This window comes from Lacibacter sp., assembly GCF_057361365.1.
Map to the genome: position 1 here is coordinate 72,633 of NZ_JBMQSG010000020.1, position 21,483 is coordinate 94,115.

17 protein-coding genes are annotated in these 21,483 nt (G+C 40.5%); 6 read left to right on the top strand and 11 right to left on the bottom strand.

What is annotated here, in order from left to right:
• Positions 1 to 67: 67 nt before the first annotated feature.
• The 3 genes from ACO1QW_RS16940 to ACO1QW_RS16950 all read right to left on the bottom strand — a co-directional run bounded on the left by ACO1QW_RS16940 (position 68) and on the right by ACO1QW_RS16950 (position 4,091).
• Positions 68 to 1,276 (bottom strand): sialidase family protein, encoded by a 1,209-nt coding sequence (locus tag ACO1QW_RS16940; protein WP_486260570.1) that lies wholly within the window; start codon positions 1,274 to 1,276, stop codon positions 68 to 70.
• A 2-nt stretch (positions 1,277 to 1,278) separates the two neighbouring features.
• A complete protein-coding gene (locus ACO1QW_RS16945) occupies positions 1,279 to 3,618 on the bottom strand; it encodes a TonB-dependent receptor (RefSeq protein WP_486260571.1) in 2,340 nt (779 codons plus the stop codon).
• 98 nt (positions 3,619 to 3,716) lie between these two features.
• Positions 3,717 to 4,091: a hypothetical protein gene (locus ACO1QW_RS16950; protein ID WP_486260572.1), complete on the bottom strand. Its 375-nt coding sequence runs from the start codon at positions 4,089 to 4,091 to the stop codon at positions 3,717 to 3,719.
• A gap of 126 nt (positions 4,092 to 4,217) precedes the next feature.
• Here ACO1QW_RS16950 and ACO1QW_RS16955 point away from each other — a divergent pair, with 126 nt between their 5' ends.
• A complete protein-coding gene (locus ACO1QW_RS16955) occupies positions 4,218 to 6,131 on the top strand; it encodes a S9 family peptidase (protein ID WP_486260573.1) in 1,914 nt (637 codons plus the stop codon).
• 107 nt (positions 6,132 to 6,238) lie between these two features.
• Here the strand turns inward: ACO1QW_RS16955 and ACO1QW_RS16960 are convergent, their stop codons facing one another.
• Positions 6,239 to 7,231: a GlxA family transcriptional regulator gene (locus tag ACO1QW_RS16960; protein WP_486260574.1), complete on the bottom strand. Its 993-nt coding sequence runs from the start codon at positions 7,229 to 7,231 to the stop codon at positions 6,239 to 6,241.
• Between the two features lie 150 nt (positions 7,232 to 7,381).
• Between ACO1QW_RS16960 and ACO1QW_RS16965 the strand changes: the two genes are divergently transcribed.
• Together ACO1QW_RS16965 and ACO1QW_RS16970 are read left to right on the top strand one after the other, a co-directional pair.
• A complete protein-coding gene (locus ACO1QW_RS16965) occupies positions 7,382 to 7,840 on the top strand; it encodes an SRPBCC family protein (RefSeq protein ID WP_486260575.1) in 459 nt (152 codons plus the stop codon).
• Positions 7,841 to 7,871: 31 nt separating this feature from the next.
• A complete protein-coding gene (locus ACO1QW_RS16970; RefSeq protein WP_486260576.1) occupies positions 7,872 to 8,315 on the top strand; it encodes an SRPBCC family protein in 444 nt (147 codons plus the stop codon).
• Between the two features lie 87 nt (positions 8,316 to 8,402).
• On the opposite strand, the gene ACO1QW_RS16975 is transcribed toward ACO1QW_RS16970, so the two are convergent.
• From ACO1QW_RS16975 to ACO1QW_RS16995, 5 genes are all read right to left on the bottom strand, one after another.
• Complete coding sequence (locus tag ACO1QW_RS16975) at positions 8,403 to 9,362, bottom strand: transketolase family protein (protein ID WP_486260577.1); 960 nt, start codon at positions 9,360 to 9,362, stop codon at positions 8,403 to 8,405.
• A gap of 178 nt (positions 9,363 to 9,540) precedes the next feature.
• On the bottom strand, positions 9,541 to 10,596 hold the full coding sequence (gene galE, locus ACO1QW_RS16980) for a UDP-glucose 4-epimerase GalE (RefSeq protein ID WP_486260578.1): 1,056 nt from the start codon (positions 10,594 to 10,596) through the stop codon (positions 9,541 to 9,543).
• A 22-nt stretch (positions 10,597 to 10,618) separates the two neighbouring features.
• Entirely contained in the window at positions 10,619 to 11,482 is an 864-nt protein-coding gene (rfbA, locus tag ACO1QW_RS16985; RefSeq protein ID WP_486260579.1) for a glucose-1-phosphate thymidylyltransferase RfbA, read from the bottom strand.
• Positions 11,483 to 11,579: 97 nt separating this feature from the next.
• Complete coding sequence (locus ACO1QW_RS16990) at positions 11,580 to 12,719, bottom strand: anion permease (RefSeq protein WP_486260580.1); 1,140 nt, start codon at positions 12,717 to 12,719, stop codon at positions 11,580 to 11,582.
• An 80-nt stretch (positions 12,720 to 12,799) separates the two neighbouring features.
• Positions 12,800 to 13,450, bottom strand: a complete 651-nt coding sequence (locus ACO1QW_RS16995) for a DUF47 domain-containing protein (RefSeq protein WP_486260581.1) — start codon at positions 13,448 to 13,450, stop codon at positions 12,800 to 12,802.
• A 149-nt stretch (positions 13,451 to 13,599) separates the two neighbouring features.
• Between ACO1QW_RS16995 and ACO1QW_RS17000 the strand changes: the two genes are divergently transcribed.
• The 3 genes from ACO1QW_RS17000 (at position 13,600) to ACO1QW_RS17010 (ending at position 19,215) form a co-directional block, all read left to right on the top strand.
• Complete coding sequence (locus ACO1QW_RS17000) at positions 13,600 to 14,907, top strand: porin (RefSeq protein WP_486260582.1); 1,308 nt, start codon at positions 13,600 to 13,602, stop codon at positions 14,905 to 14,907.
• A 101-nt stretch (positions 14,908 to 15,008) separates the two neighbouring features.
• Positions 15,009 to 17,801, top strand: a complete 2,793-nt coding sequence (locus tag ACO1QW_RS17005) for a TonB-dependent receptor (RefSeq protein WP_486260583.1) — start codon at positions 15,009 to 15,011, stop codon at positions 17,799 to 17,801.
• A 28-nt stretch (positions 17,802 to 17,829) separates the two neighbouring features.
• Entirely contained in the window at positions 17,830 to 19,215 is a 1,386-nt protein-coding gene (locus ACO1QW_RS17010) for a hypothetical protein (protein WP_486260584.1), read from the top strand.
• A gap of 447 nt (positions 19,216 to 19,662) precedes the next feature.
• On the opposite strand, the gene ACO1QW_RS17015 is transcribed toward ACO1QW_RS17010, so the two are convergent.
• Both ACO1QW_RS17015 and ACO1QW_RS17020 read right to left on the bottom strand, forming a co-directional pair.
• On the bottom strand, positions 19,663 to 20,721 hold the full coding sequence (locus tag ACO1QW_RS17015) for a sensor histidine kinase (protein WP_486260585.1): 1,059 nt from the start codon (positions 20,719 to 20,721) through the stop codon (positions 19,663 to 19,665).
• A 39-nt stretch (positions 20,722 to 20,760) separates the two neighbouring features.
• The gene (locus ACO1QW_RS17020; RefSeq protein WP_486260586.1) at positions 20,761 to 21,447 is read right to left on the bottom strand and encodes a response regulator; all 687 of its coding nucleotides are present in this window, start codon (positions 21,445 to 21,447) and stop codon (positions 20,761 to 20,763) included.
• Positions 21,448 to 21,483 lie beyond the last annotated feature (36 nt).

The window sequence follows — 21,483 nt, forward strand, 5'->3', positions numbered from 1 at the left end:
AAATAGAAAAAGCCATCGGTTAGATGGCTTTTGAAGTAAAAAGTTTAATGGCTGAAGAAATTCAAGTTTATTGAACGGACACATACTTTACAAAGCTTTTATCTTCCCTCTTTTCAATAAAAGCGATCATTGCTTTGTTTAAAGGGAGCGAAGTGATCACCGGATAGCTGGCGGCTAAAGTATCTTTTGTGAGAAATGTTTTGCCAACACTTGTTCCGTTTTCATTTCTAATTTGAGTGGCGATGCGTTTTACTGGTTTGTTGTTCATCTCAGCCGATTCATCCCATACCAGCATTAATTCGCCATTGGCAAGAGTAGTCATTTGCGGATGCGAACCATTGCTGCTTACACTGTCACCTGCTGAAAAATTTTCACCATTGTTTGATGAGGTAGTGTAATAACAACCTTTCTTGCCTGCACCGGTAAACCAGGCAAAGTGTAAACCCGTTTTGTTTTCCGTCATCGATGGTCCGGTGTGCGGACAACCCTTCAACACCCAATTATCATTGCTGATGCGAATTGGTTGCGTAAAGTTTTTACCATTGTCGGTTGAAACAATATGCATCATATCCCTGATGCTGTCGTTCACAATACCACGATAGATAGCATGAATGCCACCCTTGGCATCAATGAACAATTGTGTGCGGCAGCATTGGCAACAAAGTTGGCTGATGCGTTGCTCTTTTTGAAAACCATCAGCGCCTGCTGTTCGTGCAAAGTACAAGCCTGAACCTTCTTTGGTTGTCGACTTCCGGTTATCAAGCCAGATAATACCTGCTTCTCCATCGGGCAGTAAGGCCACATCGTAATATCGTTGATCAAAACTTGCTGTATCGCTTGTTAATTGTTTAGCGTCGCTCCAGGTTTTGCCTTCATCAAAGGACTGACTATAAAAAACCAAGCCGGAATATTTATTCTTCGGGTTTGGATTGGCAGCTCCCCACAGGGCAATTAATTCACCCGATGGTTTTGCAATGATCTTCGGTAAGTTTTCTGCATGAGGATGAATGTTGGTGCTTGTAGGAATGCTTACAGGCGAAGAAAAAGTTTTACCATCGGTTGATACTGCATAACAAAAGATCGAAGACGAATCGTTGATGCTGCGTACCCAACTCAACAATACATTGCCCTTGCTGTCTTTTGTGAGATATGGACATGAGCCGGGAATGGTATCGATGAGAACAGGTTCGGTTGTTGTAATGTTTAATTCACCATTATTGGTAGAACAGGATGCCAATACGATGATGCTTGCTAATAGAAAGAAAATGTATTTCATGTTTACCTGGTCTTTTTTGTTTGCGCAAAATCAAATGATATGCCCATGTTAATATGCCGTGGTTCTGCTAACTGGTAAGTGTAGCCGAAAGAACTTTTACTGGTGATGTAAGAATAATAGCGGTTGGTTACATTCATCAGGTTTGCCCAAAGTTCAAAATTTTTAATACGGTAACCGGCTCTTAGATGCAGTACATCATAGCCTTCGTATGTTGCTGTGTTTTTAGGATCAGCAAAATATTCACCTACATGTTGCCATTCCACTCCCACACGCAAACCTTTTACAAAAGAAGGTTTGTACCACAGCTCAGTATTCCAGATCCAGTTAGGTGCATTGTTCATTTGGTTGTTGTTGTAGCTGAGGCCTTTTTCGGTGTAGTTGATAAATGTGTGTTTGCTATACGCACCACTGAAACGAAGGGTAACATCTTTTACCGGGTTTGCATTGATGCCGAACTCAACGCCACGATGCTGTGTTTTACCGGCATTCTGATTAGCGAAAGAACCATCATCGAGTTTTACCGAAATAATTTCGTTGGTGCCAGCGAGATGGTAAACACTCACATCAGCGCTGAGTTTATTTTTCAGTAAAGAGACCCAGCCACCTGCTTCGTAATTATAAAAAATGGACGCATCAAGACGGGGTACTTTCACACCGGTGTACATTTCTGTTACCTGCGGCGGCACAAATCCTTCGCTGTAGTTGGCATAAATGCCGATGTTGCTATTAAAGTTATAAGTGAAACCAATTTTAGGGCTCATGCGACTGAATGCATTAACCGTGTCAGCCGATCCACTGAACGCAGATGGTGTTAAATTATTATTGAATTTGTATTGAAACAGATCGTAACGCAGCGAAGCAACAATGCGCAACTTCTCCAGCGGACTGAATTCGAAACTGGCGAAGGCTGCATAGTTGTTGAGCTTTGTTGCATAGTTAGTTAAAATACTGTCGCTGTTTTGATAGGTCACATATTTTTTTGAAACCGTATCTTTTTTTATGCGGATATAATTTGCATTGTAAGTTGATGGACTGAGATCGGCATTGACTCCGGCAATGATTACTGCTTTCTTCCAATTGAAGTTTTGTTTGTGCTGTGCAATAAATGAATAGCTGTTAAATCTGCTTTCATTTATTTCGCCATGTGCAAGATCTTTTTTGCCAACATATATAGCGCCAACTTTCCGGTAATCATCTTTCACACGATAAGCCGGATTTTGGCCAATGCTGTTCGCTCTAAATAAAATCGTAGCAGTTGTTTTGCTTTGTTCGTTCCACTTATGCGTTAAGGTTGAGTGATAACGAAACGCATTTACTTTACGATAAGTAAATGTTTGCAGGTTCTTAAATGTTTTGCTGGCAAACATTGCACTGTCAATACCACCCGACATATCGCTGAAATAATTGACCCATGTTACACTGTTACTCAAAAAGGTTTTATCAGAAAAGCGATAATCAATTCTTGCAGTTACAGTGCCTTTATGAAAATCGCTGTATTCGAGATAGCTGTTTTGTTTATCGGCATAGTAACCACTGAGAGCAAAACCCCATTTCCCTTTTTGAAAGGAAGTAATGAGATCGCTTCGTTTGTAACCAATGTTATTTCCCTGCAACGATAATTTCAACACAGGAACAGCAGTTGGTGCAATGCTGATAAAATTTACCACGCCACCAATTGCTTCGCTGCCGTATAACGATGAGGACGGGCCTTTGATCACTTCCATACTTTTTACCGAAGTCATATTTATTTCAAGCAGGGCATTATGATTGAACAAACCTGTTGTACGAACAGGAATACCATCTTCTAAATAGAGGAACAAACTTTTTGTTGTCATTGGTTGGCGAATGCTCATTTGGTGTTGTTCGTTACCAAGGTTCACCATGTTTACACCACTGACTTTGTTCAACACCTGGTCGAGTGTCACCGGTTTTGCATCTTGCAGTACACGATTGCTGAGTGTGCTGATAGCAACAGGTGCCAATGAACGTTTTACTGCTTCGCCTCTGTTGGCCGATACAACCACATCCTGCAGAAACGAAGCAGAAGGAGTGAGCGACACCAATAAATTACTAATTCCTGTTTTGAACGAACGATTGCTGTAGCCGATAGATGTTACTGCCAGTTCATTGCAATTGCTCTTGCAGTGCATGGTGAATTCACCTGCAGCATTGCTGATGCAACTACAATTACAATTAATAGTCGTGCAATGAATAGTTGCTCCCTGAACAGGTTCTTTACTCAGGCTGTCGATCAGTTTGCCCTTGATGGTGCTTTGCGCAGATAGTTGGTGAGCAGTGAGTGCAAATAGCAGCACTACACTTACCCGGTATAGCCAATACATAATAGGTAGTTCATTTAAACTTGATGCAAATAACTCATCCGTATGAATACACGAAAGAAGAACAGGGATGGGTTGCTTAAAAAACAGAATGGATTGAACTAAACCAAAGAAGGGGGATGGAAAATGCTTAAGGCGATAGATAAAGGCTTGCCGCTACTAAAGGCAAATCCTCTGTAACTATCGTCATTAATATGGGGTATACTAAGAAGACTTATGGAGGAAGATGAAGTAAAGGTTTCGCCTTTCTGTTCGGCTTTCATGCCCGGAGCAGGAGCTTGTTTTTGTTCTTCCTGTTGTAATTTTTTCATCATCTGGCATTTGCCTTTGCAACCTGATGCTGGTTTGGTTTTATTCTCACAGTTTCTTGCATACATAGCCGTGTTCAGGTAATAACTTCCAACAATAAGATTTTGTTGAAATGTTTGCACGGCAAATGCAAGAAGGAATAATATGGATAAAATCTGGCGAAACATTTAATGCAGCAAATATCGATGGGGAACATGTGAGACAACATGATTAAAGTCATATTTATTTGTGACAAGTAAATGCCTTCAAATGCGAAAGAAACTAACTTAGTGTAATCGTATAAAAATATGCATATGAAAAAATCAATCGCATTCGTCGTCTTTCTGGCTTTTGCTCTTACTAGTTTTTCACAAAACAAGATGACACCTGAACTGCTTTGGAGTCTTGGACGGGTGTCGGGTCTTGGACTTTCAAAAGATAAGCAATGGATCGTTTACAGTGTAAGTACGCCCGACATCAATGAAAATAAAAGCAAACGAAAAATATTTGCTATTCCAAAAAATGGAGGCGAACCAACTGTCATTGGCAACCCCGATAGTTTACTCATTAGCGATCGCATATCACCCGATGGTAAATACATTATCAGCGCCAATGACGTAAAACTGAAAAAGATTGATGGAAAAGACCTGTATCCGGAATTCTCGAAATCTAATGTGCAGGTATATGATCAACTTAATTACCGCCATTGGGATACATGGGAAGATGGTGCTTTTTCGCATGTATTTGTAGCGCCGTTAAAAGATGGAAAAGCAGGCGAAGCAAAAGATATTATGCCAGGCGAATTGTTTGATGCTCCGCAAAAACCTTATGGTGGCGATGAAGATTTTATCTGGAGCCCCGATAGTAAACGCATTATTTATGTGGCAAAAAAGAAATTCGGTACTGCTTACGCTGTAAGCACCAACACCGATCTTTATGAATACAATGTTGAAACCGGCCAAACAAAAAATCTTACTGAAGGAATGATGGGTTATGATATTAACCCTGCATTCAATCAAAAAGGTGAACTGGCATGGTTAAGTATGAAACGTGATGGTTTTGAATCGGACAAACAGGATATCATTGTCAGCAATGGTACAAGTAAAGTAAATCTAACGGCATCAAGAGATATTATACATGTAGAAGGGTTTAAATGGAGCGAAGACAATAAAACCATTTTCTTTTGGGCTCCTGTAAACGGCACATTGCAATTGTTTGAAGTGAACTACCCGGGCCTGACAAAAATTGCACCTGTAGTAAAACAAATCACCAAAGGCGATTTTGATGTTACAAGTATTGTAGCACAAGTAGGTAATACGTTGATTGTTTCACGTAACGATATGAATCATGCTGCAGAATTGTATAGTGTAAACATAGCCAATGGCGAAATGAAACAACTTACGCACGTGAATGATGCTGTTTATGCAAGCCTTGGAATGAGTAAAACAGAACGACGTTTTGTAAAAACAACTGATGGAAAAGATATGTTGGTTTGGGTGATCTATCCGCCAGATTTTGATCCAAATAAAAAGTATCCAACATTACTTTATTGCCAGGGTGGACCCCAATCACCTCTCACACAATTCTATTCTTACCGCTGGAATTTTCAACTGATGGCGGCGAATGGATATATAGTTGTTGCACCCAATCGCAGAGGTATGCCTGGGCATGGTACAAAATGGAATGAAGATATCAGCAAAGATCATGGTGGACAAGCGATGCGTGATTATCTATCAGCGATTGATAACGTAAGCAAAGAAAAATTCGTTGATAAATCACGGTTAGGTTGTGTCGGCGCCAGCTATGGTGGTTATTCAGTATTCATGTTAGCAGGCATGCACAACAACCGGTTCAAATCATTTATTTCTCATGATGGCATCTTTGATTTCCGCAGCATGTATGGTACAACTGAAGAATTGTGGTTTGTTGATTGGGATTATGGCGGTGCTTATTGGGATACAAAAAATGCAGCTGCACAAAAATCGTATCAGCAATTCTCGCCTTCAAACTTTGTAAGCAAATGGAATACACCCATGCTTATTTTCCAGGGTGGTAAAGATTATCGTGTACCAACCGATCAGGCATTGCAGGCTTTCCAGGCATTGCAGTTAAAAGGAATTAAAAGCCGGTTGGTTTATTTGCCCGATGAAAACCATTGGGTGTTAAGTGCACAAAATGCGCAGGTGTGGCAGCGTGAATTTTTTAGATGGTTAAAAGAAACCTTGTAAATAAAAATGGCTCGTGTTTCACGAGCCATTTTTATTTATAGCAAATTCGGAAAGCTGGAAGTGATTATTAAATAAATCCTGCAAATAATTATTTGCAAAGCATCTGTTCACACATGCAACGTTACACTGGTTTTATTGTACCTGTTTTTATATTCCAAAGGCGACAAACCTGTAATTTTCCTAAACACTTCACGAAAAGCTTTTACATCGGAATAACCCACTGCATACATCACTTCACTGATAGTTTTGCCGGTAGTTTCAAAAGCTTTTTTAGCAGCTTCGGTTTTTACTCTTTGTGCATATTCAATTGGTGTGTTGCCGGTGGCTTTTATAAATCGCCTGTCGAAGTTTCTTCTGCCAACGGCAAATTTTGAAGAGAGCGATTCAATAGAAATTTTTTCATCGAGTTTGCTTTCAATATACAGTTGCGCTTTTTTTATAACATCATCGTCATGCGATTTTTGTGCGGTGAAAATGGTAAACGGAGATTGGCTCTGCCTGTCCATTTCAATCTGAAAAACTTTTGCGCAATAGATCGCTGTTTCCCTGTCGTAATATTTTTCGATTAGATAAATGATAAGATGAAGAAAAGAATAAGCACCACCGCTTGTGTAAATACCATCCTCATCAGTGATCAGTTTGTCAATTTTCAAATTCACTTCGGGAAAAAGCCCCCTGAATTTATCAGCAACTGCCCAATTGGTAGAGCAGGTTCGTTCATTCAGCAAGCCCGAAGCTGCAAGCAGGAAAGCTCCGGTGCAGATGCTGGCCACTTCAGCACCCTGTTTATATTGTTTTGCAATCCAGTCGATCAGCAATTCATTTTCTTTCACCGCCTGTTGGTAATTATGATTGAGTGATGGAATGATGATGAGATCAGTTTTCCTGATTGCTGATATATAAGTATGAGGCCGCACAGAAAATAGCCCATCATAATAATCCACTTTTTTCGAAAGACCTGCCAGTTCTATTTTAAATAATTCTTTTTTGCCTGATGCTTTACGATAAGCATTGGCTCGTGTAAATATTTTATAGCTGCCCACTATGCTGCTGATATTATTGCCTTCACCATCGGGCACTACGATTGTAAGATGTTTCATGCCAAACTTTTTTTAAAGGTAGAAATTAGCGATGTCCAAATCAACCCATCGAAAAGTCTATTTTACACCCTTTGAAACCGGAAGCAGGATAGTATGTTTACAGGAGGAAATCCTATTAACTTGTTTGTCTCTTAGTAAAAAAATGAACCAATGGTAAACATTATTCATCGCATCGGCATTCGTGCATCAGCAGAAAAAGTATATAAAGCATTTGCAACAATTGAAGGTCTTTCTAATTGGTGGACGGATGAAACAACAGGCGATGAAAAAATTGGCGGAAAAATCAAATTCACCTTCCGAACAGTAACCTGCGACATTAAAGGGGAAATGCAGATGGAGGTGAAAGAGATGAAACCATCACAGCGGGTGAGTTGGCAATGTATTGAAGGGCCAGGTGAATGGATTGGAACAGAAATTACATTCGATCTGTCGCAGCAGGATGACCAAACCATACTCTTGTTCGGACATCGTAACTGGCGTGAAGCAGTCGAGTTTACAGCTCATTGCAGCATGAAGTGGGCCGTGTTTCTCTTAAGTCTGCGTGAATATATTGAAACAGGAAAGGGAAAACCTTCACCTCATGATTTAAAAATCGATAACTGGAATTAAAGGGCTGTTTCTCATTTTCAATAAATGTTCAATGCAAACACAAAGTTTCACTACTTGTTTTTTGGTTGATCAATCGCCAGAAGAAGTATTCAATTCCATTAACAATGTTCGGGGATGGTGGTCAGGAGAAATTGAAGGTGATACCGGTAAGGCCGGTGCTGAATTTACTTACACTGTTCCCGGCATCCATTTTTCAAAACAAAGAATAACTGAATTTATTCCCGGCAAAAAAGTAGTGTGGTATGTGGAGAATGCCTCATTAAGTTTTGTGAACAATAAACAGGAATGGACAGGCACCAATATATGTTTTGACATTGCAATAAAAGATGACAAAACTGAACTGCTCTTCACACATGTAGGCCTTGCGCCAAAACTTGAATGTTATAACGACTGCTCTAATGCATGGAGTTTACTCATTAACGGCAATTTAAAAAACCTGGTAACAACTGGAGAGAACCAACCCAGCCCGTGGTAAAATAGGTTCACTTATTTCACTCTTTATAAGTAAATACAAAACCCCGCCTTACGGTCGGGGTTTATTATAATAAGCAAGTAGTTCGCTTTATTTTCTGCTGATCACTTTTTCTGCTGCAGCTGCAATGTCTGCAACATCTAATCCATACTTCTTCAACAGATCAACCGGCTTTCCGCTTTCACCGAATGTGTCTTGTGTACCCACCATTTCAATAGGAATAGGGAAGTTCTTTGCAGCAACTTGTGCAATGCTATCACCTAAACCGCCAAGTACATTATGCTCTTCGGCAGTAACCGCACATTTTGTTTTTTTGATAGAAGCCAATACAGCTTCTTCATCCAAAGGTTTAATGGTGTGAATGTTGATCACTTCAACCGAAATGCCTTTTTCCTGTAACTGTAAACCCGCTTGTATTGCATACCATACCATGTGGCCACATGCAAAAATGGTAACATCAGTACCATCGCTGAACTTTTGTGCTTTACCAATTACAAATTCATCTTCAGGTTTGGTAAAGATGGGCCATACCGGGCGACCGAAACGCAGGTACAATGGTCCTTCATATTCGGCAGCAGCCATGGTTGCCTGCTTGGTTTGGTTATAATCGCAGGGAACAATTACCGTCATACCCGGCAACATTTTCATCATACCAATATCTTCCAGGATCTGGTGAGTTGCACCGTCTTCACCCAGTGTTAAACCGGCATGTGAGGCACAGATCTTTACATTCTTATTACTGTAAGCAACTGACTGACGGATCTGATCATACACACGACCCGTGCTGAAATTTGCAAACGTTGTGGTGAACGGAATTTTTCCGCCGATAGTTAAACCGGCAGCAATACCGATCATGTTTGCTTCTGCAATACCCACCTGCACAAAACGTTCAGGAAATTCTTTGATAAATGCCTGGAGTTTCATTGAGCCGGCCAGGTCGGCGGTTAATGCTACTACGTTTTCGTTCTTGCGTGCTGCTTCTAAAATACCATCGCCAAAACCGCTACGGGTATCTTTATTGCCGCTTACCTGGATATCCTGTAATGCCATTTGCAGAAGTTTAAAAAGACGTTTGTTATGTTTTATATGAGCAGTCGGAGCAGGACCCCGGCTTCAATTTCGCTGCAAAGAAAAGGGAAAGTTTTGAGTTGAACAGAAACAAAAAATCGCAGAACGAACGTGTGTCGGTCTGCGATTTTTGTTGCAGCAACAAACTGTATTTATTGCATTAATTCAGGATGCTGTTTTGGCTGCCGTAGAGGCTTTCATCCTGTTTTACTTTCAATTCCCAGTCCCACGCTGTTTTCATCATTTGATCAAGATCATATTGTGGCTCCCAGCCAAGCAATTTTGTTGCTTTTTCTTTGTTGGCATAAGTGGCAATCACATCGCCCACACGGCGTGGCCCTATCTTATAATTTAATTTTTGACCGCTTACTTTTTCAAACGTATTGATGGCTTCCAGTACCGTTACACCATTGCCTGTTCCGAGGTTAAAAACTTCGCAACGTGAAAGATTTCTTTTTTCAACGAGGTAATCAATGGCAAGCGTATGTGCATGAGCTAAATCGCTTACATGAATGAAATCACGAACGCAGGAACCATCTCTTGTTGGGTAATCGTTGCCAAACACCGTCATTTGTGGAAGTTTGCCAACAGCAGTTTGAGTAATGGCGGGCACAAGGTTCTGAGGTTTGCCTAAAGGCAATTCGCCAATAAGATTACTTGGATGTGCACCTACGGGATTAAAGTAGCGTAACAATATCGCATTGGTTGAAAAACTCTTAACCGATTCACTAACGATCTGTTCACCCATTTGCTTTGTATAGCCATAAGGACTTTCAGCAGGCTTGGGTGGCGTTTCTTCTGTTACAGGAACTGTATCAGGGTTACCGTACACCGTGCAGGAAGAAGAGAATACAAAATTTGGAATCTGGAATTCCTGTACGCATTTCAACAGGTTCATCAGTGAAACAAGATTGTTCTCAAAATACATCAAGGGCCTTTCTACACTTTCACCAACTGCTTTGTAAGCAGCGAAGTGGATGACGCCTTCAATATTGGGGTTCTCCTGCAACACAGCATAGGTTTCATCGTAGTTACAGAGGTCAACTTTATAATTCTTGATTTTCTTTCCCAGAATTTTTTCAGCACCTTCCAGCAACTTGGTGTTGGAGCGTGAATTGTTGTCGACACAAACAACATCATAACCATTTTCCACAAGGTCAACAATGGTATGGGCACCTATGTAGCCGCATCCGCCTGTAACTAAGATCTTTTTCATAATAATATATCGCTGTGTTGTTTTATTGTTTGATGAGATTCATGATGTACTGTCCGTAACCACTCTTCAATAAAGGTTGAGCCAGTTCCTGTAATTGCTCTGTGGAAATAAACCCTTTGCGCCACGCTATTTCCTCGATACAGGCGATCTTAATGCCCTGCCTTTGTTCTATCACCTGCACAAATTGCGATGCCTGCATTAATGAGTCAAAGGTACCGGTATCTAACCATGCAGTTCCACGGTCGAGTATGGATACTTTTAACTTTCCTCTTTTCAGGTATTCTTTATTTACATCTGTTATTTCGTATTCACCACGTGGGCTCGGCTGTAATTCTTTTGCAATTTTCACCACTTCATTATCGTAGAAATATAATCCTGGAACAGCGTAATTGCTTTTTGGGTTCGATGGTTTTTCTTCAATGCTGAGCGCCGTCATGTTCTCATCAAAATCAACCACACCATAACGTTCCGGATCACTTACATGATAAGCGTAAATAATACCTCCATCGGGTTTGGTGTTGTTGGCAAGTAATTTACCAAGACCAGCACCATAAAAAATATTATCACCCAATACCAGCGCTACATCATCGTTGCCAATAAATTCTTCTCCAATGACAAATGCCTGAGCTAACCCGTTAGGTACAGCTTGCTCTGCATAAGTAAAACTAACGCCTAATCCTTTACCATCGCCGAGCAAACGTTTGAAATTGGGCAGATCCTGTGGAGTGGAAATGATTAAGATTTCACGAATGCCTGCCATCATTAGAACCGAAAGCGGATAATAGATCATGGGCTTATCGTAAATAGGCATGATCTGTTTACTGATAGCAAAGGTGATGGGGTGTAATCTTGTTCCGGAACCGCCGGCAAGAATAATTCCTTTCATACGCTTATTTTATTGAGCCGCAAAGATGCAACTACCAGCCATAAATAAAAAATCCAACCTTAGGGGGTTGGATTGTCAAAATTTATTTTGAAGGAGCTTAATTAAAACCCGGGATAAAGAAATGGAATGCGGCATACACTAATGCAGCCACCAATGCACTAACAGGAATGGTTAAGATCCATGCCCATAAGAGGTTAATGGTAACACCCCAACGTACAGCGCTCAAACGTTTTGTTGCGCCCACACCCACAATCGAACCAGTAATGGTATGAGTAGTACTTACAGGCGCACCTAAGTTAGCAGCAGTAAACAACGTAATGGCACCAGCAGTCTCTGCTACCACACCTTCCAGCGGTGTTACTTTGGTGATTTTGGTACCCATTGTTTTAATGATCTTCCAACCGCCACTCATCGTACCTAAGGCAATTGCTGAATAACAGGCAATAGGAATCCAGTTTGGCATTTCACCTAAGGTATAAGAATTGGGATCGTAAGCAATCAACGCTGCCATAATAATACCCATTACTTTTTGTGCATCATTACCACCATGTCCAATACTGAAGATGGCCGATGAAACAAGCTGCAATTTTTTGTACATATTACCTGTGCGGTAAGCTGTTTCGCCACGGAGGTGATTATAAATATAGGTGCCTACGAAAATTACCCCAAGTGCAAGCAAAGCCCAGCGTTCAAATTCTTTTTTAAATGGAATAAACAGAACGGCTCCTCCAACAACAGCCACAATGATCCCGATCTTAAGCCAGAAATTGCGCTGTACTGTAACCAAAGCGATAAAGATCGAGATCACCATACCAATGATGGGTGCCAGGATAATAAAAATGAGCGTTTTATAAATACTCGTTGGATCAATACTTTCAAAACCTGCGTGCGCAATAGCAGCACCTGCAAAACCACCGATCAATGTGTGTGAAGAGGATGAGGGAATACCATACCACCAGGTGAGCAGGTTCCAGAAAATGGCCGCCACCAATCCTGAAAGTACAAGCGGCATGGTGATGAATTCTTTATGTACTGTTTTAGCAATAGTATTTGCTACTGCATGATCAGTAAAGATAAAGAAGGCAATAAAGTTGAAGAACGCCGCCCAAATTACTGCCTGGAAAGGCGTTAGCACTTTGGTAGAAACAATAGTGGCAATGGAGTTTGCGGCATCATGAAACCCATTGATATAATCAAAGATGAGTGCCAGTGCTATAATGATTACAAGTAAAGTCATAAATACAATTTGATAATTAGTTGATTTGAAAATTTGAAAATGAAACCTCCACTTTCAAATTGATACATTTTCAAATTGATTTATGCGTATTTAACAATGATGGATTCAATAACATTCGCTGCATCTTCGCACTTATCGGTTGCAATTTCCATCGCCTGGTAAATTTCTCTTTTCTTGATCACTTCTTTCGCATCGTTCTCTGTTGCAAACAGGCGTTCAATGCTGTAATCAAAGATATCATCGGCCTGGTTTTCGATGCTGTTTACACGCACAAGTGCATCGGTGATCTGGCGCATATTCTTCATATCTTTTAAACCGGTAACTGCTGTGCGGATATTTTCACAACCCTGCATAATAAGATCAGCCATTTTGGTGAAACTTTCATGCTGCGGATCTACACGATAGAAATTGATCTTTTTTGCAGAAGCAAAAATATAATCGGCCACATCATCCATAGCAGATGCAAGGTAGTGGATATCTTCCCTGTCGAAAGGAGTGATAAAGTTGCGGCTTAATTCAGTAAATATTTTATGGGTGAGATCATCGTTCTTGTGTTCAAGGTCTTCGATCTGGCGAAGGATCTCTGCTCTTTTTTCAAACTCACGCTCATTCACCATCTTTTTCAGTAAGGTGGCCATTTCCAACGAGGTAACAGAAACTTCTTCAAACAACTGGTAAAAAATGCGGTCCTTGGGTAAGAAGAACTTCATGAAAGAATTAATAACTGACATAGCGGTTTTTAAATTTCGGCAAAGGTACTTTTTTGAACTTTTTACCAATCTCAATAGGGTTTGATAATAATTTCTTAACACAGGGCTAATGATTTCTTAACACAGGTGGGAAAGGGGTATGGTACCTTTGCAGCGCTTAAGGAAAAAACATGAACAAACTCTTTGTAAGGGGGCTTTTGCTCCTTTGTATACTATTGCCCGTTGCCGGCAAATCACAGTTTTTGATGGATATGATCGATACCACCACCGAAGCCGGTAAGGGAATGCTCGGTATTTACAAGAAGTTTGATCATTTACGCCTCTCCGGTTATATCCAACCGCAGTTTCAACTTGCTGAAAGTAAGGGAATAAAGAATTTTGAAGGAACTGATTTCGCCCCTAATGTAAACAACCGTTTTATGTTGCGCCGCAGCCGGGTGCGTATTGATTATGCTCATTTTGGAAAGGGCACAAAACCAGGCGTTCAAATCGTTTTCCAGTTTGATGTGAATGAACGAGGCTTTACCATACGTGATGTGTGGGGACGTGTATTCGAAAATAATTACCAGCTATTTGCTTTTACCACGGGTATGTTTGCCCGCCCTATCGGTTATGAAGTGAACATGAGCAGCAGCGACCGTGAAACGCCGGAACGTGGACGTATGAGTCAAACGCTCATGAAAAGTGAACGTGATCTTGGAGGAATGATCACGTTTGAACCAAGAAAAAAGGATGCTAAACTCCGGTATTTAAAAATGGACCTCGGTTATTTTAATGGCCAGGGTATTAATGCCACCGGTGATTTTGATAACAGTAAAGACCTGATCGGACGAATTGCTTTGAAGCCATATACCGCAGGCAAGAAACTTACTTTATCAGCCGGCGTTTCGGCATTGCACGGAGGCCTGTTACAGAACACGAAATACAAATACAGCACAGCCGAAAATGCAGGTATTACAAAACTTGTTGTTGATTCTTCTCTTACAAACGCCGGCGCCGTGTCACCACGCAAATATTACGGAGCCGATGCACAGTTGAAAATCCGTAACCGCAAAGGTTTTACAGAATTCAGGGGCGAATTTCTTGCAGGTACACAAACAGGTACTGCCAACAGCAGTGAAACACCTACTGCTCTGGTTGCAGGTAACGATGGGTTTCACATTCGTCAATTCAATGGTGCTTATTTTTATTTCTTACAACACCTTTTTTCTACACAGCATCAATTGGTGTTGAAATATGATTGGTACGATCCAAATACGAAAGTAAAAGGAATGCAAATTGGTGCAACAGGTGCAAATTTATCTGCGGCCAACATAAAATATTCTACGTTAAATATCGGCTACGTTAATTATCTCACTGAAAATGTAAAGCTGTTGCTTTACTATGCTATTGTGAAGAATGAAAAAACACAATTAGCAGGTTACACCCAGGATCTAAAAGACAACGTGCTTACCTGTCGGTTACAGTTTCGTTTCTAATTCCGTTAACATTGACTTAATGTGCAGGTAATGTTTCCTTAACACGTCCTTTACTTTGCGATAACATTACAAAGGTTCCTTTGCGGCATCAAATAGAGATTATGCAAAGGAATAACTTGAGGAAACTAACTACCCTGTTCGCATTATTAATTACCTGCTTTACATTATCAGCCCAAACCATTCGTTTAAACGGCCGTGTGCTTAACCAAAAGAATGAACCTATTGGGGGAGCGTCGATTTCAGTATCTGAGATCAGTCGCTCTTTTGCAGCTGATATTGAAGGACGATTTGTTGTTGCTTTAGAAGCTGGAAAAAAATATACTATCACTGTTACTGCTGTTGGTTATCAAACCAAAGCTGTAGATGAAGTAGAAGTAAAAGCAAATACAGCAGAAGCTGATAATACGATTTCCATTTTGTTGAATGTTGCTGCAAAAGAAGGAACAGAGATTGTCATCCGCAGTACAGCACGCAGAGAAAATACCTCAGGCTTATTAAGCTTCCAACGTAACAACACATCTTTATCAAGTGGCTTGTCTGCCGATTTCATCCGTCGTACACCCGATAAAAATACCGGTGAAGTGTTGAAGCGTGTAAGTGGCGCTTCAATCCAGGATAATAAGTTTGTGATCGTTCGTGGTTTGAGTGATCGTTATAACCAGGCACTCATCAACGGTGCACAGTTACCATCATCTGAACCTGATAAAAAAGCTTTTTCGTTTGATGTGATCCCTTCTCAACTGATCGATAACATTGTTATAAATAAAACAGCTACTCCTGATCTTACGGGTGAGTTTGCAGGTGGATTGGTGCAAATTCAAACGAAAGACGTTCCAACAAAAAATATATTGAGTATTGGCGTTAACCTTGGGTATAATACACAATCGACATTTAAAGATTTTGTGACCAATCAACGTGAAACCAGCGACTGGTTTGGTTTTGATAATGGTCGCAGAGATATGCCAGAAGGCTTTCAAGCACGTACACAATATTTAAAAAGCAGCCCTGAATCAAAAGCCGCACAATCAAAACTCTTTCGCTCTGATGTGTTCAACGAACGTAAGATCACCGCAGCACCTATTCAAAGTTATAATCTTACATATGGCAAGGGGTATAAATTAAAGAATGGTAATTCGTTTGGGTTTATTGGTGGACTTACTTACCGTAATGCTCAAAATATTTACGATGTTAACCGTAACATCAATGATTTTTCAGGATCAGTTGAACGTTCTATCTCAGATCATCAGAATCGGTTTTCTACCAGCGTCGGTGCAGTAGCAAACATTGCGTTTACTACACGTAAATTAAAAATTGCTTTCAAAAACCTCTATAACCAGTTGTACGATGACAACTATTATGCACGTAGCGGAAGAAATTTATTAGACGGTCAGGATATTAGTTTTCGTAGCAGTTATCTCAACCAACGTTCATTGCTTTCTTCACAACTTGAAGCCGAACAACAATTATCAAAATCTGGCATTAAACTTAAATTGAACGGAAATTTCTCTTACAATTCTAAATCACAACCCGACCTCCGCACCGTTTCATATCAACGTAACACAAATACAAATAATCCGTTCACTTTAATTACCGATGAAACCGGTCGTTTCTTTAGTGATCTGAAAGATTTCGCTTATGGAGGTAATGGCGGATTAACAGTTCCGTTCACTATGGCCGGCGAAAAGCAAACTTTTAAAGCCGGGGGAGGTACGTTGATCCGCCTTCGTGATTTTAAATCAAGAAACTTCCGTTATCGTTTAGAAGATAATTCAAATAGCAACTTGCTTACATTACCTCTTGGCGAAGTATTTAACGAGCAATATATAGGCGGTGGCAAATTCATTTATACGGAAGAAACTCAAAACGAAGACAAATATTTTGGTGTAAGCATTGTGAACAACGGCTACGCTATGTTCGACAACAGATTCTCTGATAAACTTCGTTTGGTATGGGGCTTACGTGTAGAAAATTTCCAGCAGTTTTTAACTACAGTTCGTTCTGATCTTCAACGTGTGGTTATCAATACAAGCAAATGGGATTATCTGCCTTCATTGAACCTGAGCTATAGCTTAAAAGATAAGCATCAGATACGTTTAGCAGGTTATCGCACAGTTGCCCGTCCTGAGTTCAGGGAAATTGCCCCATTCTCGTTTTATGATTATGAACAAAACTATGCTGTAAGTGGTGATACTACCTTACGCAGAAGTGATATCTGGAATGCAGATGTGCGTTACGAATGGTATCCAAAAGCAAGTGAAGGAGTATCTGTTGCAGTATTCTATAAAAAGTTTAACGATCCGATTGAATTGCGTGCATTGGCAGCAGGAAGCGTTCGCCGTTACCAGTTTCAGAATGCGGGTGAAGCAAATACTTACGGATTTGAAATTGAGGTGCGTAAAGGCTTAGGCTTTATTGCTCCAAAGCTTGATGTGTTTAACATCTTTACAAACGTTACTATTCTGAAATCTTCTGTAAGTCTTGGAGGTGTATCAGCTGGCGGTCAACAACAGTCATTCAACAGGCCATTGCAAGGACAGTCACCTTACCTGGTAAATGTTGGATTACAATACAACGATAAGAATGGAAAGGTCAATGCTTCACTGTTGTATAACAGAATAGGACAACGTCTTTCATTAGCAGGCGGTAAGGATCAATTGATCTATGATATTTACGAACGCCCAAGAGACCTTGTTGATTTGCAGGTTTCAATGAAAGTGATAAAAAATAAAGGCGAGGTTCGTTTTACTGCTTCTGATATTTTCAATCAGCCATTTTACTTCTACGAAAATGTTGATGCAAAAAACAAGTTTACGAGTGGTGCCGACAGATTGTGGAATAGCTATACTCCCGGTACAACTTTCAGCATTGGTTTTACATATGATCTGACTAAATAAAAATAAAAATTCACAAAGAACACATAGTATGAAAAAGTTAGTACTTGCAGCAATTACAGCCTTAACATTTACAGCATGTATTAAGGTTGATTTTAACGAAACAGTTGGTGAAACAGGTGGCACAGATACGACAGCAATACCAACAACACTTAGTGGCCGTATTGATCGCAACCTCACTTTGCCCAAAGGTAAATACACATTAACTGGTTTTGTGTATGTAGGCAAAGGCGCAACATTGGAGTTTGCAGCTGGTTCGGTTATTGTTGCCGATGCGTCTGTAAAAACTGCTCTTATTGTTGAACAGGGTGGCAAACTGGTTGCTGATGGTACAGCTAATAGCCCAATTGTATTTACAAGTAATAAAGCAGCCGGTTCACGTGGTAATGCTGACTGGGGTGGTATTTCTATGTGCGGTTATGCGCCAACAAATCGTCCGCTGGTGCCTGCACCAATAACTGAAGGAGGTAGCAACCGTCCTTATGGCGGAACCGATGCAGGTGATAACAGCGGTATTCTCCGTTATGTACGTATTGAATTTGCAGGTATTACTGCAGAAAACAATAGTGAGTTAAACGGTCTTTCGCTGTATGGTGTAGGTGCCGGTACAATTATTGAAAACGTTCAGGCTGCATTTTGTGGCGATGATGGTTTTGAATTTTTTGGTGGTACCGTAAACTGTAAGAACCTGATCTCTTATGCAAGCGGTGATGATGATTTCGATTTTGATTTCGGGTATAATGGCCAGATACAGTATGCTGTTTCACTGCGTGATAAATTTTATGATGATGATGATGCTAACCAGATCGAGTGCGATAACGATGCAAGCGGTACTTCTGCTCTTCCTTATACCCGTCCGGTTTTAAGCAACTTTACTTTAATTGGTGTATACGATACAACAGGATTGCCTTCAGGAACAAGACACCGTTTTGGTAACAGATGGCGTCGTGCTGCCCGTTTCGAATTCCGCAACTCACTAATTCTTGGCAGTTATGGAAACGGTGTTGCATTGGATGGTGATGCAACGATCAACGGTTTTGTAAATGGCGAAAGCATTTTTAGAAATAACCTTGTTCATTCCTACAACAAATTCCTTTCTTCTCCATTTGCTGATGCTACAGCAACATTTGCAACAAGCAACCCGACGTTATTGACCAATGCAGCTTTACTCACTTTGATGACAAATGCTACAAATAACAATACAGTATTGGCCGACAGAAACGCAGCGATGTTAACTGCGCCTTTCAACTTTACTGCTCCTAACTTTCTTCCGGCAGCTGGTTCACCTGCCCTTACGGGCGCTAACTATACTGGTATGAGTGCTTTCTTTACTACCGGTACTTTCCGTGGTGCATTTGGTGCAACAAACTGGATGCAAGGTTGGACGAGCTTTTCACAACAAACAAACGTATACTAAACATATTTTACTCAAGAGAGTAAAGAGTGATTTCCTTAAGCAAGTATCCTCTATTCAGCCTCCTGTTCTCAGGGGGCTTTTTTGTGATTAAGCTGTATGCCTTTAACTATTAGCTGCATGCAAAAATCATCTTACATAGTTGTATTGCTAAAAGCTAATGGCTCATAGCTGGCAGTTTTTCGAAATAACAATTCCTACATGCTTTGGTAACAGCCAGGTAAAACTGCAATTGCATTTTTACAACATCAATAAAGAACTTAACCGTTTAGCACAGTTTATAAATCGAGGGTTCATTTTCTCATGACTTGACTGGGAACTTCACCGTTCTGATTCTTCAGGACGGTCTTTTTTTTGCCACGAAGACAGAAAGGCACAAAAAAGCCCAAAGATGAAAACAGAAATAATGTTTGACGTACTCTTAACTCATAACATTTAACCCATAACGCTCTATTCATCTTCTTCTTCACGCCCCTGCAGTGTAAAGCCAAATGTAGTGCCCACATCAAGACGGCTGCGTACATGCATGGTTTGTCCGTGTGCTTCAATAATATGTTTGCAGATGGAAAGACCTAAACCGCTGCCACCTTCTTTGCGGCTGCGTGCAAGATCGGTACGGTAGAAGCGTTCGAAAATACGGGTGAGATGTTCTTCAGCAATACCAAAACCATCATCGCTTATTTCAATCAACACAAGATTGCCATGTGTTTTATAAGCACTGAAGGCAATGCCGCCGTTTTGTTTTCCATACTTAATGGCATTGTCAACAAGGTTAATGAGTACCATGCGTATCTTTTCTTTATCAGCATACACAATAATGGGTAACTCGCATCCTTTTTTGATGGATGTTTTAATATTCTTATCGGCCGCTTTAATAGAAAGGCTATCGAAGATCTCATCGATCAATTCCTGGATCACAAAATTTTCTTTGTACAATTCCTGTTCACCACTTTCCAGTTTTGAAATTTCATCAAGATCATCAACAAGGTTTACTAAACGATCGATGTTCTTTGATGTATTCAGCAAAAATTTCTTCGCCACTTCTTCTTTGTGCATGGCGCCGCTGAGCAACGTATCAACATAACCCTGCACAGCAAAAATGGGTGTCTTTAATTCATGACTAAGATTCTGCAAAAATTCTTTCCGGTATTGTTCATTCTGCTGAAGTGTCTCAATTTCTTCACGCTTTTGTGCGGCCCATTGCTCCACTTCTTCACTTACTTCCTGCAAGCTTTTTTCGGGTAATAATGATTTGTTGAAGAATTCTTCTCTTTTGGTGGCTTTCGTTTGCGAAATGAATTTGTAGATAAGCTTGATATGCCTGTAAATAAAGCGCTCGGTAAAATAACGAATGAGCAGGTAGCTGATGATGAATAACACAACAAAGCTCAGCAAAGCGATCCACCAACTGCGGATGAAAAAATAATTCGCTAAGCCAACCAGCAGTGAAATAGTAAATGCATTGATTGCAGCAACCTGCACAGGGTTTATCTGACGGGAATTGAGCATGCTGTTTGTTGTTTAAAAACAAACAAATGTAAACACGAATTAAGTTGTACCAAGTTCAAACTTATAACCTACACCTTTCACGGTAGTAATACAATCGATGTTCAGCTTCTGCCTGATCTTACGGATGTGTACATCAATGGTGCGGTCGCCAACAATTACATCGGCACCCCAAACCTGGTTTAATATTTCATGACGGAGAAACACACGACCTGGTTTTGAAGCCAGCAAGGCCAGCAATTCAAATTCTTTTTTTGCAAGAACAATATCCTGTCCGTTGTACTTCACAAGAAACTGTTCTTTATCGATCTGCAATTCGCCAACTTTAATAATTGTTTCATCGCCTTTACCTGTGCGGCGGAAGAGTGCATTCACACGGCTGATGAGAACTTTGGGGCTGATAGGTTTACTTACATAATCATCGGCACCCATTTCAAGGCCTTTGATATGATTTGTTTCATCATTCAATGCAGTAAGCATAATAATGCGAGTATCGGTAAAGTCAGGTTGAGATCTTAGTATCTGGCAAACCTCCATACCTGTTTTGCGTGGCATCATTACATCAAGAATAATAAGATCGGGGTGTTGTTGTTTGGCGGTATGCAGGGCATCGTCGCCATCTTTTGCTTTTACAACGGTGTAACCTTCAACTGTTAAATTGTATTCTAATATCTCGAGGATATCCGGCTCATCGTCGGCAATAAGAATTTTTTTTCCTTTGGGCTCCATGACTGTGCTGCAAATTTATACGCATGCTCCTATGTA

Excerpts from the sequence above, each read along its gene's own strand:
- ACO1QW_RS16940 (WP_486260570.1), bottom strand. The coding sequence starts at position 1,276 with ATGAAATACATTTTCTTTCTATTAGCAAGCATCATCGTATTGGCATCC.
- ACO1QW_RS17005 (WP_486260583.1), top strand. The coding sequence starts at position 15,009 with ATGCAAAGGAATAACTTGAGGAAACTAACTACCCTGTTCGCATTATTA.
- ACO1QW_RS16975 (WP_486260577.1), bottom strand. The coding sequence starts at position 9,362 with ATGGCATTACAGGATATCCAGGTAAGCGGCAATAAAGATACCCGTAGC.
- ACO1QW_RS17000 (WP_486260582.1), top strand. The coding sequence starts at position 13,600 with ATGAACAAACTCTTTGTAAGGGGGCTTTTGCTCCTTTGTATACTATTG.
- ACO1QW_RS16995 (WP_486260581.1), bottom strand. The coding sequence starts at position 13,450 with ATGTCAGTTATTAATTCTTTCATGAAGTTCTTCTTACCCAAGGACCGC.
- ACO1QW_RS16960 (WP_486260574.1), bottom strand. The coding sequence starts at position 7,231 with ATGAAACATCTTACAATCGTAGTGCCCGATGGTGAAGGCAATAATATC.
- ACO1QW_RS16945 (WP_486260571.1), bottom strand. The coding sequence starts at position 3,618 with ATGTATTGGCTATACCGGGTAAGTGTAGTGCTGCTATTTGCACTCACT.
- ACO1QW_RS17010 (WP_486260584.1), top strand. The coding sequence starts at position 17,830 with ATGAAAAAGTTAGTACTTGCAGCAATTACAGCCTTAACATTTACAGCA.
- ACO1QW_RS16970 (WP_486260576.1), top strand. The coding sequence starts at position 7,872 with ATGCAAACACAAAGTTTCACTACTTGTTTTTTGGTTGATCAATCGCCA.
- ACO1QW_RS16965 (WP_486260575.1), top strand. The coding sequence starts at position 7,382 with ATGGTAAACATTATTCATCGCATCGGCATTCGTGCATCAGCAGAAAAA.
- ACO1QW_RS16990 (WP_486260580.1), bottom strand. The coding sequence starts at position 12,719 with ATGACTTTACTTGTAATCATTATAGCACTGGCACTCATCTTTGATTAT.
- galE (WP_486260578.1), bottom strand. The coding sequence starts at position 10,596 with ATGAAAAAGATCTTAGTTACAGGCGGATGCGGCTACATAGGTGCCCAT.
- ACO1QW_RS17015 (WP_486260585.1), bottom strand. The coding sequence starts at position 20,721 with ATGCTCAATTCCCGTCAGATAAACCCTGTGCAGGTTGCTGCAATCAAT.
- ACO1QW_RS16950 (WP_486260572.1), bottom strand. The coding sequence starts at position 4,091 with ATGTTTCGCCAGATTTTATCCATATTATTCCTTCTTGCATTTGCCGTG.
- rfbA (WP_486260579.1), bottom strand. The coding sequence starts at position 11,482 with ATGAAAGGAATTATTCTTGCCGGCGGTTCCGGAACAAGATTACACCCC.
- ACO1QW_RS17020 (WP_486260586.1), bottom strand. The coding sequence starts at position 21,447 with ATGGAGCCCAAAGGAAAAAAAATTCTTATTGCCGACGATGAGCCGGAT.
- ACO1QW_RS16955 (WP_486260573.1), top strand. The coding sequence starts at position 4,218 with ATGAAAAAATCAATCGCATTCGTCGTCTTTCTGGCTTTTGCTCTTACT.